Here is a 12,523-nt window from a genome sequence, read left to right as displayed (position 1 = left end):
CCGGCTCGTAACCTGGCACCGCGCCGGACCTTCCGTCAAAGATCATCGCGAGGATCCCGTATGACATCATTGAAGCTCATCGGCCTGGCCTTGGGGGCGTCACTCGCCCTGTCGACAGCAGCGTTCGCGCAGGACATCACCATCGCAGTGGCCGGCCCGATGACAGGCGGCGAATCCGCGTTCGGCCGGCAGCTCAAGAACGGCGCCGATCAGGCGATTGCCGATCTGAACGCCGCTGGCGGCGTGCTCGGCAAAAAGCTCGTGCTGTTCGTCGGCGACGACGCCTGCGATCCGAAGCAGGCCCGCTCGGTCGCCGAAAAGATCGCCAGCCAGGGCATCCCATTCGTGGCGGGACATTACTGCTCGTCGTCGTCGATCCCGGCCTCGGAGGCCTATGCCGACGGCAACGTGCTGGAGATCACGCCCGCCTCGACCAATCCGCTGTTCACCGAGCGCAAGTTGTGGAATGTCGCCCGGGTCTGCGGCCGCGACGATCAGCAGGGCTTGGTCGCCGCCAATTACATCCTCAAAAATTACAAAGGCAAGAACGTCGCCATTCTCAACGACAAGACGACCTACGGCAAAGGCCTCGCCGACGAAACCAAAAAGGAGCTTAACAAGGCCGGCTTCCAGGAGAAAATGTTCGAGTCCTACAATAAGGGCGACAAGGATTTCACTGCGATCGTCTCGCGCATGAAGCGCGACGATATCGACCTGGTCTTCGTCGGCGGCTATCATCAGGAAGCCGGATTGATCGTGCGCCAGATGCGCGATCAGGGCATGAAGACCGTCCTGATGGCGGGCGACGCGCTGGCCGCCAAGGAATTTGCGTCGATCACCGGTCCGGCCGCCGCGGGTACGCTGTTCACCTTCGGTCCCGATCCGCGCAAGAAGCCGGCGGCCAGGATGATCGTCGATCGATTCAAGGCCAAGGGCGTCGATCCGGAGGGCTACACTCTCTACACCTATGCGGCGATGCAGGTGTGGGCACAGGCCGCCGCCAAGGCCGGCACGACCGATCCTATGAAGGTCATGAAGGTCATCAAAGCGGGCGCGTGGGATACCGTCCTCGGCAAACTGGAATTCGATGCCAAGGGCGACGTCAAGCAGATCAACTATGTCGTCTACAAATGGGACGATAAGGGCAACTATGCCGAGCTCGACCCGGGCAAGGGCACCTGAGACGCCCGCCGTCCCGCCCTCAGCGTCGTCCCCGCGAAAGCGGGAGCGGGGACCATACGCCGTGTCGTCGATGATGCGGAAGGCGATTGTTACCGTCGATGGAAGGCGGCACAGCCGCCGTTGACCTCAGGGGTTATGGGTTCCTGCCTACGCAGGGACGACAAAGCGAACGCCTGCTGATTATCCGAAATTCTGCAGCGCCGGAAAGGCCTCCAGCAACCAGATACTGACGTTCGAAATGGTGCCGGTGAGGAATGCGATGCCGGTCAGCACCATCAGCACGCCCATGACGCGCTCCACCGTATTGAGGTGACGCTTCATGCGCTTAAGCAGCGAGGCAAACTGTTCGATCATGAGCGCCGCCAGCAGGAACGGGATGCCGAGCCCTGCCGAATATACGGCAAGCAACCCGGCCCCCTTCACGACAGTGGCCTCTGCCGCCGCTACCGACAGGATCGCCGCAAGGATTGGCCCGATGCACGGCGTCCAGCCGAACGCGAAAGCGAGCCCCATCACATAGGCGCCCCACAGGCCGACCGGCTTCGGTGCGGTGAGCCGTCCTTCGCGCATCAAAAAGCCGATCCGCGTCAGCCCCAGAAAGTGCAGGCCCATGACGATGATAACGATGCCGGCGGCGATCGACAGTTGCGCCGACCAGGCCCGGATGAAGCTGCCGATGAAGCTGGCGCTGGCGCCGAGCGCGACGAACACCGTGGAAAAGCCGAGCACGAACACCAATGCGGCCAGCATCACGGCCCGCTTCGAGACCCTGGTCGTCTCGTCGTGGGCCACGTGTTCGATGGTCGCGCCGGTGAGATAGACCAGATAGGGCGGCACCAGCGGCAGGACGCAGGGCGACAGGAAACTGACAAGGCCCGCGACCAGCGCGGCGGGAACGGAAACGTCGTGAATCATGAGGCTACTTGCCCTGCGATGACGCCAGGACGCAAGGCCTTCGCTCCCTTTCGCACCATTTGTGATCGAACCGTGATCGGTTGACCCTGGCGCGCCCATGCCGTCTCATCTGACGGTCAGCCGGTCTCCGGCGCCCGAACGAGGCCGAACCATGAAGAACCTGCTCACCGACGTTCCCGGCGTTCGTGTCGGCCACGCCGGTGACGCAGCGCTCGCCTCCGGCGTCACGGCGGTGCTTTTCGATCCCCCGGCCGTCGCGGCGATGGACGTGCGCGGCGGCGGGCCAGGCACGCGCGAAAGCGCCCTGCTCGATCCGGTCAACACGGTGGAGCGAATCGACGCACTCGCGCTGTCAGGCGGCTCCGCTTTCGGAATTGAAGCCGGCGGCGGCGTTCAAGCCTGGCTCGCCGAACGGGGGCGCGGTTTCGCGATCCGTGACGCCGTTGTCCCCATCGTACCCGGCGCCGTCGTGTTCGATCTCTTGAACGGCGGCGACAAGCGGTGGGGCCGTTTCGCGCCCTATCGCGATCTCGGCTACGCCGCGGCAGCGGCCGCCGGAGACGACTTCGCACTCGGCAACGCCGGCGCCGGGCTCGGCGCCACCACCGCCAATTTGAAGGGCGGCCTCGGCTCAGCGTCGGCCGCTACGCCGGGCGGCGTGCGGGTGGCGGCGCTTGCGGTGGTCAATGCGGTCGGCAGCGTCACGGTCGGCGACGGCCCCTGGTTCTGGGCCGCGCCATTTGAATCGGATAGCGAATACGGCGGACGCGGACTGCCGCCGTCGTTCGCGCCGGACATGCTGACGATGCGATTGAAGGGCAGCCCGGCGACAACCGTCGGAGAAAATACCACGCTCGCCGTCGTCGTAACCGATGCCGTGCTCACCAAACCGCAAGCCAGACGGCTGGCGATCATCGCGCAAACCGGCTTCGCGCGGGCGATCTATCCGGTGCACGCGCCGCTCGACGGCGATGTCGTCTTTGCCGCCGCCACCGGCGAGAAGCCGATCGATCCGCTCGTTGGATTGACCGAACTCGGCATGGTTGCGGCCAACACGGTGGCTCGCGCGATCGCACGCGGCGTCTATGAGGCCGCAGCGCTGCCGTTCCCGGACGCGCTGCCGGCATGGAAGGATCGGTTCGCGCGATAAAGATTTCTTCTCGCGCCCGGCGGCGCCTGCCGCGGTTTGCGCTGGTACGGAATACTCTTTATGTAACGAGGTATCTATTTCAGTATACATACGTATACGTACTAAAATATCTGCGATACTTAAGGTTAGTTTCCGGTATAACTTGAGACGACGATGTGACCGGCCGATGGTCTCCCGGTGCGCGCTACCGCGCACGTCAACAGTGGAGAAACGTCATGAAAAAAATTCTCGTTCTCGCCGCGGTCGCCAGCGCGTTCATGAGCGCGCCGGCCTTCGCCAAGGGCCAGGGCATCGGTATCGGAGCGAACGTGCTGACCGGCCGCGGCGGCGTGATCGGGCTGCTCAACGGGCGCGGTGCGCTGGTCGTCCACACCGCGGTCACCACCGGCAAAAACGGCGTGCTCGGCGCGGTGCTCGGCCGCAGTAACGTGCTGGGCGGATTGCTCGGCGGCGGATGCGGCTGCCACTGAACGTCGGTGGAAGGCGGACGGGGGCGACCTCGTCCGCACCCGCGGCTCACGCGCCGGAGCCACTTTTCGGCCCCGGCGGTTTGGCGGAAAAGCGCTTTGTGATCGACGACGTGACCACAAGTCCGTTCGCATCGTCGCCGGAGATCAGCGAGCCCTTTGCATAAGCGATATCGATGCCGAGCGTCAGGTCGTCGTCGATGTTGCGGGTCGCGCCGACGCCGCAGATCAGCGTCCGCGCACGAAACGGCGAGTCCAGATAGTCGGATGCCGCATAACCAACCGAAGCCGCCAGCGTCACCTCCGGCTCCACGTTCCAGGAGACCTTCGCGGAATATGCGGTGTCGATGGTGATCGGCGAGATCGGAAACGTGGTTTCGCCCGCGCGGCGCCACGCAGTCAGATCGATTCGAAAAGGCGCTGCACGCCAGGTCAAACTGGCATCGAACAGCGTTCGATTGACGTTGGTGAAATCCGGATCGTGCCATGTCCCGCGTAACTGCGAGACGGAGGCAAACGCGGTCACGGCGTCGTCGGCATATTTCGCGAATAGAAACGGCTGCACCCTCTCGTTGTGGCGACGATAGCCGAACACGTCGAACTCCTGCAGATAGCGCCGCACCGACAGGTTCACGGACGCGCCGAACTCGGACTTGCCGCTGACGAGACTGACGCCGGGGATCAGCGTGCCCCGCAAATACTGCTGCGGGTCGGGAAGAAAATCCTGAAAGATCGCGTTGGTCTGGTTCAGGCTCGACCGGCCTCCTTCCGCGGTCGCGAACAGCTTGATCGAGCCGTATCGGGCTTCACCCCTGACCGACTGGATCAGGTCGGTCGAGCGCAGATTGTAGGTGCTGGTGTCGGCAATGGTCGATGTGGAATCCAGCTTGAGATCGTCGTCGCCGATCGAACCGCGCAGGATCACCTTGCCGCCGCGAGCGGGCGTCAACAGCGGCTGCGCATAGTGCGTCGCATTGGCTTCCGCCGCGACACCCAGCGTGTAGCCGTCGGCTTTCATTCCCGCCGCCAACGCCGTGTCGGCGGCGATGAAAGCGCTGCCGCGACCCTGCCCAATCGAAAACTGCGGATTGGAATCGAAGCCGCCGCGCAAGCGGAACGACGCGGTGAAGTCGTCTTCAGCGGAAGCGTGGGAGCCGATGAGACCGACGCAGCCGGCGATCAGAAATACTTGTGGTATATACATACGTCCCTCGCAATACTTTGCAGAGGGAACGATTACTTGAAGGATATGGTTATCGGATCATGAAAATCGACGTCGGCGGCGCAATGATACGGATGCGGCGAACCCAAGGCTACCACCGGTAATCGCAACGGCTACGGATATTGTCAGAAAATGTCATTCCGGGGCGGCACCATCGGTCGGCAATTGCCGACCTGAGGTGCGAGCCTCAATGTGCAATTGCACATCGGAGAATCCGGGATTCACAAATTCTTCTCATGATACTGGATTCCCGACAGCCGCTAACGCAGCTTCGGGAATGACGGCCCGGTCGTCTGCTAAACGCTGACCGAGAGCGATTGAGTAGCCGACGCGGAGATCGCCTGGGCTTCGCGCTGGATCGCCTGCTGCATGAGGTTGTAGGACGATGACGCCGTGCCTGACATCGACGAAGACGGTGGTGACGTCAGCGTCACCTGGGTTCCATCCGCAAGCGTGGTCGTGGTGGTTACCGATCCGTCGCCATTGGTGATCGAGGTCGATGAGTCGAGCGCCGCGAGCAGTGAATCGGAACTCGACCCTCCGCTGGCACCGCTCGATCCGTCCGCGCTGCTGGAGCCGTCTGAACTCGCGACAGAGTGACGGTGGCCATGACCGTGTCCGTGGCCGCCTGCGCCTTTCAGGGCCGATGCCATCTCGTCGAGGCTCACCGAACCGTCGCCATTCGTATCCAGCTTGCCGAACACGTCGTCGGCCTGTGCCAGATTGGTGCCGCCCGCGCCGAGCGCGCTCTCGAATTCGGACTTGCTGATCTGGCCGTCGCCGTTGCCGTCGATCTGCGAAAACAGATCCTGTAACGCGCTGGATGCGCTGGTGGTGGTCGGCGCGCCCGACGACTGTCCCTGTGCCGCCAGCAGCGCGCTCATGGTCGCTGGCGCGATACAGTTTCCGCCGCCCGATCCCGACGAGGGGCCGGGACTGGTTGAGACCGTCGCCGTGCCGGCTGGATCGAATGATGCCGTTGCGGACGGACCGAACCCGGTCTTGACCGGCGAAGAGGTCGATGACGTCAGCGATTGAAATGCATCGATCGCCGACGACGCGGCCCCTAGGGCAAACAGCATGGCCATACTCCCGATAGGTGCCGCGCGCGGCGGAAGTCCCGTTCGGGAATCATTCGAGCAAGCGCCGTGCCACCATAGAAACACGATAGAATATGGAGTTTCAGCGCAACGCCCCGGCGAAACCGAGGCAAAACGTGCCGCCCGCGGGCAGAACTTGCCGTGCCTGCGCCCCGAAGCCATTCCGGATTCGGACGGATGCCACGCATTGCTCCCGGCCGCGGCCCATGTTAGGCGAGGCTCTCTCAAGCCCGCAGAAATTTCCGGAAACGTTCATGTCTCAGACTTTTGCGCCGCGTCCTCTCGTCATCGCACCGTCGATCCTGGCCTCGGACTTCTCGAAGCTGGGCGAGGAGGTCCGCGCCGTCGATCAGGCGGGCGCCGACTGGATCCATCTCGACGTGATGGACGGCCATTTCGTGCCGAACATCTCCTACGGCCCCGATGTCATCAAGGCGATGCGACCGCACACGAAGAAGATTTTCGACGCCCATCTGATGATCTCGCCCTGCGATCCCTATCTGGAAGCCTTCGCCAAGGCCGGTTGCGATCACATCACGGTTCACGTCGAAGCGGGGCCGCATCTGCATCGCTCGCTGCAGGCCATTCGCAACCTCGGCAAGAAGGCCGGCGTCTCGCTCAATCCCGCGACCCCACTCTCCACCATCGAGTATGTCCTCGACATGGTCGATCTGGTGCTGGTGATGTCGGTCAATCCGGGTTTCGGCGGCCAGAAATTCATTTCCTCCGCGCTCGACAAGATTCGGGATCTGCGCGCGATGACGGCGGGGCGGCCGATCGACATCGAGGTGGACGGCGGCGTCGCGCCCGACGTTGCGGGCGAGCTCGGTGCCGCCGGCGCCAATGCCTTCGTGGCGGGCTCGGCGGTGTTCAAGGGCGGCACGATGGAGTCCTACAAGGCGAACATGGACGCGATCCGCAGTGCCGCCGCCGCGGCGCGAGGCGAATTGGTCTGACGGAACGCTTAAGACCATCCGCATTATTCCGGAACGCATCGAAAATGCGATCCGGGACTCCGCGTCTTTGAAAATGCCGATGCGGCGGATATGCACCGGAGGCGGGAAAAGCCGCGTCCAAATCGCTCTGTCAATTGACACGGCTTTGACACACTTCTAAATGACCGACGACGGTTCTCCCTCGGGAGATCAAAAGGGAACGTGGTGCGGGATCATCCCAACGCCATGGCTGCCCCCGCAACTGTAAGCGGCGAATCTGCGTCACAGGCCACTGGGACATCTCGGCCCCGGGAAGGCGACGCAAGGTCACGACCCGCGAGCCAGGAGACCTGCCGTCAGCCGTGGTCACACGCGAAGGTGTCAGTCGGGGACTACAGACATCCGCTTCACCGGCGCCCCCGGGGCTCCTGTGAAACCTCGTTCGCTGTGACGTGCCACCGACGTCCTGCCGAGGTTTCCTCATGTCTGCCGCCTTCGTTTCCGGGCTTTATCGCAGAAGCCTGCTTGCCTCCACCGTCCTCGCGTCCGTGGGGTCGATCGGCCTGACCACGCCTTCCCTCGCCCAGCAATCCGCTTCTCCCAACCTGCTGCCACCGATCCAGATCGCGCCCTTGCCGGAGAGAACGACAGATTCGCCACCGCCGTCCCACCGCGCAGCTTCGCGGTCGCGCCGTGCGACCCGCTCCGCCTCTCGACAACCCGCCGTCGGCGATGCCCACGCTCCGGGCGCGACAGCATCCGTTATCGTCAGCACGACCGGTGTCGTGACGCCCGCAGGCCAGTTGGCAAGCTCCGTGACCGTCGTCACCGAGAAGGATATTCAGACCCAGCAATACCGCACCGTCCCGGATATCCTGAACACGGTCCCCGGTTTGAATGTCATACAAGCCGGCGGACCGGGCGCCCAGGCGTCGGTTTTCATGCGCGGCACCAATGCCAACCACACCAAGGTGATCGTCGACGGAATCGACATCGGCGATCCTGGCAACATCAATGGCGCATTCGACTACGCTCATCTTCTTGCGGCGGACATTCAGCAGATGGAAATTCTGCGAGGCCCGCAGAGCGGGCTCTACGGTTCCGACGCGATCGGCGGCGTGATCTCCATCATCACGAAGAAGGGAGAAGGTCCGCCGCGCGCCACGGCGTCAATCGAGGCCGGCTCGTTCAACACCTTCAACCAGACGCTCGGATTGAGCGGCTCCGAACAGAACTTCAATTACGCGGTCAACGTCGCTCATCTCCACGCCGGAGACATTCCCGTCACCCCGCAGGAACTGCTCCCGCCGGGACGGAAAGCGATCGGGAACAACTACGACAACAAGACCTATTCGACCAAGCTCGGGGTCGATCTCAATGAAAACCTGACCGTGAATTCGGTGGTTCGCTACACCGACGCGACGCTGCTGTTCACCGGGGATAGCGGATTTCCGAGCTTTCCCAATGCCGCGCAGAGCACGCACGCCGTCCAGCAGCTCTTCAACCGCGAAGAGGCCGTATGGTCGCTGTTCGACGGACGGATCAAGAACTACTTCGGCGTCAATTACACCAACAGCAGAGGCTACGACATAGGTCCGGGAGATCCGGTTGCGACGGCCACCACGGGCACGCGGCTGAAGTTCGACTGGCATACTGTGGCCGAGATTGCGCGCGACAACAACCTTATCGTCGGCGCCGAGCAACAGACCGATCGCATCGACACCACCGATCTTGCGGCTCAGAACGGCAACAAGGCCGGATTCATCGAGTTGCAATCGGCGTTTGCGAAACGCTTTTTCCTGGTTGCGAATGTCCGCGAGGACTCCAACGACCGGTTTGGCGAGCATGGGACCTACCGGATCGCGCCGGCGGTTATCCTTCCCGTCACCGAGACGAAACTGAAAGCGAGCTACGGCACCGGGTTCAAGGCGCCGTCGTTGAGCCAATTGTACCGGGACTATCCTGCATTCAACTTCTTCGCTAACCCCAACCTGAAACCGGAAGACAGCAAAGGCTACGATGCCGGCTTCGAGCAGCCTCTATTCAACGATCGCGTGCGGTTCGGCTCGACCTATTTCCACAACGACATCACCAACCTGATCGATTATAATGATACGTTCACATCGTTAGTGAATGTAAACAGCGCGACAACCGAAGGCACCGAAACGTTCGTCTCGGCACAGATCACAAAGTGTTTCGGCCTCCGCGCGGATTACACCTTCACCCGTGCCGTCGATGCCACCACCGGCCTGCAACTGCTGCGCCGGCCCAAGGACAAGTGGAGCGCGACGGCGACCTGGCTGCCTATCGATCAACTTACGTTGTCGGCGACGGTGCTCCATATCAGCAACTGGATCGACGTCACCCGCGACGGCTCGGCCTCCGGAATTGTCGCGCCCGGCTATACGCTTGTGAATTTGCGTGGCGACTATGCCATCAACGATCAGGTCAAGGTGTTCGGACGGGTCGATAATCTCTTTGACGTGCGCTACCAAAATCCGACCGGATTCCTTTCGCCGGGCCTCGGGATTTTCGGCGGCATCCGGGTCGCAAGTTACGGGGTGCAATAGCGTTGGGCGGCGGTTTGGCCGGAGAGAGGCGGCTTCCTGAAGCGGGACGGGGGTGACGATTCCGGGCTCGTCGCTTCGCGACGCTTCGGAATGACGACGTGGCAGCTCAAGCGTTTCACGTTTTGACGGAAGCGCATTCATCAGATGTCATTGCGAGCCAACGGGCCGGCGCAAGGCGCCGCCCGTTGATAAACTCCGCGAAGCAATCCAGGTCTTTCTTCGGAACTTTCTGGATTGCTTCGGCGCGATGCGCCTCGCAATGACGGCAACCTGATTCCGTATAAGTATGAATGGCTCTAATCGATCGGCCGTCCGGTCATGGCCGCAAGTTCGCGCACGAGACGATCCGACATTTGTCCGGTCACCGGCATCCGGCGAGTCTGCTCGAATTTCCGGATCGCGGCCTGGGTGTCGGTTCCGACCGTTCCTGTCGGCTTCAATTGGCCATAGCCGTATTGCGTCAATGTCCGCTGGACTGCGGCGACACGGCGCGTCGCGTTGATAAGATCGGCGACGGGATCGCTATGCGCGGGCGCCGGGATTGGCGTCGGCGGATGCGGGCTATGCGCGTGCAGCGGCGCGGTGGGCCTGACAACACTGGCGACAGTATCGTCGGGCTTTGTCTCCGCCGCCTTCGTCTCACTGGCGCGCAGTTCTGCCGGCTTGGCCTCGGCCGTGTCCGCCTCGACCGGTCGGGGCTTCGGCAGCGGGTTGACCTGCCGCAACGCCAGCGGCATCGCGACGCTTGATCCGAACATCGGCGACGGATGATGGCCGGCCTGCATGAACATGGCGTTGGCGACAATCGCGCCGACAGCGGCAAAGGCGAGCGACCCCGCAAGCAGATCTTTCGGGCTGTGCAGGAGAATGCGCATGGCGAGACCGCGTTCTTCGTCAACCTCGCTTGTCCCGGTAGCCACGCTGCGACGCCGTGGCCGCACCACATCCTCTCCAACAGCTTTTCTAGGCACTCTTCTTCACCCGATAACCTTGATCCTGCTTGCCGGGGCGCGGTGCGGGCGTCAGCGTCGCGATATTGTCCGACGACGGCTCGGCTTCGGGCACGTCGACGCCGGGCACGAATGTCAGCGGCAACATGACGGTCACCGTGGTCCCCTCCTCCACCTTGCTCTGCACATCGATCTCGCCCCTGTGCAATGCAACCAGGCTCTTGACGATCGACAGCCCGAGTCCGGTCCCTTCATGGCGCCGCTGGTAGGTTTTTCCAGCCTGAAAGAAGGGGTCGCCGATCCGCTTGAGGTCTTCCTGCGCGATGCCGACGCCGTTGTCCATCACGCGCAGCACCATGCGCGATCCCTCGACGCGCGCCGAGATCGTGACCCGGCCGCCGCGCTCGGTGAACTTGACGGCGTTCGATACCAGATTCAAAACGATCTGCCTGAACGCGCGCGGATCGCCGGTGATCTGCGGCAAATCCTCCGGGACGCGGGTGACGAGTTCGATGCCGTTGTCGCGGGCCTTGAGCGCGAGCAGGTTGCTGCTGTTGAGCAACACCTCGCGCGGCGCGAACGGCTCGGGCAAGATCTCGAAGTTTCCGGATTCCATTTTCGATATGTCGAGGATGCTGTTGACCACCGACAACAGATGCTGGCCGGAATCGTTGATGAGTTGGGCATACTCCTTGCGCCGCGCCGCATCGAGCGACAGGGCATCCTCCTGAACCATCATCTCCGAAAATCCGATGATGGCATTGAGCGGCGTTCGCAGCTCGTGACTCATGGTCGCGAGAAACCGGGTCTTGGCCGCATCGGCGCGTTCGGCGGTGGTAAGCGCCAGATCCAGCGCGTGCTCCTGATGTTTCCGGTCGGTGATGTCCCGCATCACTGCGACGACTTCGGGTTCGGCGGACGTTCCGGCGGCGGAGGCCGGCTCAAGCGGCCGGCACCGCATTTCCACCCATATAAAGTCCGTGGAATGGCGCGCCTCTCCCTGCGGATCCCGCGCGACGTCGCGCCTGAGCCTGAATTCGACGCTTTGTCCGTCGTTGCCGAGCGCAGCCGCCGCGAGCGCGGTGAGATATGCCGGGCGATCGGCCACGTGGACCCGGTCGAACAGGCCATGGTCCTGCAATTCCGACACCGGCGCGCCAAGCAGGGCTTCCGCCGCAGGCGAAATGAACTGCACGGCGCCGTTGCGCCTGTGGCGCGAAATCACGTCGCACATGTTGCGCGCCAGCAGGCGATAGCGGCCTTCCTCGACATTCAGCAGCGAGGTGCCGGTGCGCGCCAGCGCTTCGGCCCCGAACGCCACCCCGGCGGCATAGAGGGTTGCGGACGCAATGCCGAAAGCCATAAAGACACCGTGCGCCGCCGCGCCGGCATCTAGCGACGGCAAAATATCAAGGTAGCTCATCGCAATCAGCGCGAGCACGCACAAGACTGCGAGCGTCGAGGCAAACCCGACGACGCGGCGGGACGCGGACAGTGCCGCCTCCAGCGGAATCACGACAAGCCAGACGGCCGCGAACGATCCGATCCCGCCGGTTGGAATCGCGATCATCATGACGAGACCGGCGAGCGCGAGCGACGACAGCACATGCGCGCCTTCGTAGCGGCCGGTCCGCGACAGGAAATAGGACAGCAGAATCGGGACAACGAGCCAGGCGAAAGCCGCTACCTCAAGCGCCGTCGGCGCGCCGCGGATCGCGAGATAGACCGGAAACGCTGCGAGCGCGACGAGGCTCCCGAGCAGCCGCGGCCCCATGAAGGTCCGATGACGCGCCCGCGTCAACGCATCGTATCGCGCCGACGGATGCAGCAGGGCGTCGAGGCAGTCCTGGATGATGGTCAATGCAGTCACGTCGCTTGCGCTTCAGCCTACGTCGTATCAGACGCGCCGGAACGCCTCCGTTTTCGTTGGCGCAAACGTGTCAGAGTGAACTTAAGCGAACGCTAAGGCAGCGCTGCCCGCGACCAAACAATCCGCGCGAGGACCGTTTTCCCGCCCGGCAGCGGCTGCATT

General features: G+C 63.1%; 10 protein-coding genes and 1 riboswitch. Of the genes, 5 read left to right on the top strand and 5 right to left on the bottom strand.

Going from position 1 to position 12,523, the window contains the following annotated elements:
• Positions 1–60 precede the first annotated feature (60 nt).
• A complete protein-coding gene (locus V4R08_RS02255; RefSeq protein WP_335577845.1) occupies positions 61–1,182 on the top strand; it encodes a branched-chain amino acid ABC transporter substrate-binding protein in 1,122 nt (373 codons plus the stop codon).
• A gap of 180 nt (positions 1,183–1,362) precedes the next feature.
• Here V4R08_RS02255 and V4R08_RS02250 read toward each other — a convergent pair whose 3' ends face one another.
• On the bottom strand, positions 1,363–2,097 hold the full coding sequence (locus V4R08_RS02250) for a cytochrome c biogenesis CcdA family protein (protein ID WP_335577844.1): 735 nt from the start codon (positions 2,095–2,097) through the stop codon (positions 1,363–1,365).
• 151 nt (positions 2,098–2,248) lie between these two features.
• Between V4R08_RS02250 and V4R08_RS02245 the strand changes: the two genes are divergently transcribed.
• Both V4R08_RS02245 and V4R08_RS02240 read left to right on the top strand, forming a co-directional pair.
• On the top strand, positions 2,249–3,247 hold the full coding sequence (locus V4R08_RS02245) for a P1 family peptidase (protein ID WP_335577843.1): 999 nt from the start codon (positions 2,249–2,251) through the stop codon (positions 3,245–3,247).
• Between the two features lie 215 nt (positions 3,248–3,462).
• Positions 3,463–3,717, top strand: coding sequence for a hypothetical protein (locus tag V4R08_RS02240; RefSeq protein WP_335577842.1), 255 nt, complete (start codon positions 3,463–3,465; stop codon positions 3,715–3,717).
• 46 nt (positions 3,718–3,763) lie between these two features.
• Here V4R08_RS02240 and V4R08_RS02235 read toward each other — a convergent pair whose 3' ends face one another.
• Positions 3,764–4,918, bottom strand: coding sequence for an outer membrane beta-barrel protein (locus V4R08_RS02235; RefSeq protein ID WP_335577841.1), 1,155 nt, complete (start codon positions 4,916–4,918; stop codon positions 3,764–3,766).
• A gap of 314 nt (positions 4,919–5,232) precedes the next feature.
• A complete protein-coding gene (locus V4R08_RS02230) occupies positions 5,233–6,018 on the bottom strand; it encodes an EF-hand domain-containing protein (RefSeq protein WP_335577840.1) in 786 nt (261 codons plus the stop codon).
• Between the two features lie 272 nt (positions 6,019–6,290).
• On the opposite strand from V4R08_RS02230, the gene rpe reads away from it, so the two are divergent.
• Entirely contained in the window at positions 6,291–6,992 is a 702-nt protein-coding gene (gene rpe / locus V4R08_RS02225; protein WP_335577839.1) for a ribulose-phosphate 3-epimerase, read from the top strand.
• A 154-nt stretch (positions 6,993–7,146) separates the two neighbouring features.
• A riboswitch (cobalamin riboswitch) is annotated at positions 7,147–7,343 on the top strand.
• 110 nt (positions 7,344–7,453) lie between these two features.
• Positions 7,454–9,541, top strand: coding sequence for a TonB-dependent receptor plug domain-containing protein (locus V4R08_RS02220; RefSeq protein WP_335577838.1), 2,088 nt, complete (start codon positions 7,454–7,456; stop codon positions 9,539–9,541).
• Between the two features lie 296 nt (positions 9,542–9,837).
• On the opposite strand, the gene V4R08_RS02215 is transcribed toward V4R08_RS02220, so the two are convergent.
• Positions 9,838–10,482: a peptidoglycan-binding domain-containing protein gene (locus V4R08_RS02215; RefSeq protein ID WP_335577837.1), complete on the bottom strand. Its 645-nt coding sequence runs from the start codon at positions 10,480–10,482 to the stop codon at positions 9,838–9,840.
• A 22-nt stretch (positions 10,483–10,504) separates the two neighbouring features.
• A complete protein-coding gene (locus tag V4R08_RS02210) occupies positions 10,505–12,352 on the bottom strand; it encodes a sensor histidine kinase (protein ID WP_335580154.1) in 1,848 nt (615 codons plus the stop codon).
• Between the last annotated feature and the right edge of the window lie 171 nt (positions 12,353–12,523).

The organism is Nitrobacter sp. NHB1, from assembly GCF_036964665.1.
In the GTDB taxonomy this organism is placed as follows: Bacteria; Pseudomonadota; Alphaproteobacteria; order Rhizobiales; family Xanthobacteraceae; genus Nitrobacter.
Note: the sequence above shows the minus strand (reverse complement) of the source record. Positions and strands in the feature narration are given on the sequence as shown.

Bases quoted from the DNA above. Each gene is read 5' to 3' on its own strand.
- V4R08_RS02255 (WP_335577845.1), top strand. From the start codon at position 61: ATGACATCATTGAAGCTCATCGGCCTGGCCTTGGGGGCGTCACTCGCC.
- V4R08_RS02250 (WP_335577844.1), bottom strand. From the start codon at position 2,097: ATGATTCACGACGTTTCCGTTCCCGCCGCGCTGGTCGCGGGCCTTGTC.
- V4R08_RS02245 (WP_335577843.1), top strand. From the start codon at position 2,249: ATGAAGAACCTGCTCACCGACGTTCCCGGCGTTCGTGTCGGCCACGCC.
- V4R08_RS02240 (WP_335577842.1), top strand. From the start codon at position 3,463: ATGAAAAAAATTCTCGTTCTCGCCGCGGTCGCCAGCGCGTTCATGAGC.
- V4R08_RS02235 (WP_335577841.1), bottom strand. From the start codon at position 4,918: ATGTATATACCACAAGTATTTCTGATCGCCGGCTGCGTCGGTCTCATC.
- V4R08_RS02230 (WP_335577840.1), bottom strand. From the start codon at position 6,018: ATGCTGTTTGCCCTAGGGGCCGCGTCGTCGGCGATCGATGCATTTCAA.
- rpe (WP_335577839.1), top strand. From the start codon at position 6,291: ATGTCTCAGACTTTTGCGCCGCGTCCTCTCGTCATCGCACCGTCGATC.
- V4R08_RS02220 (WP_335577838.1), top strand. From the start codon at position 7,454: ATGTCTGCCGCCTTCGTTTCCGGGCTTTATCGCAGAAGCCTGCTTGCC.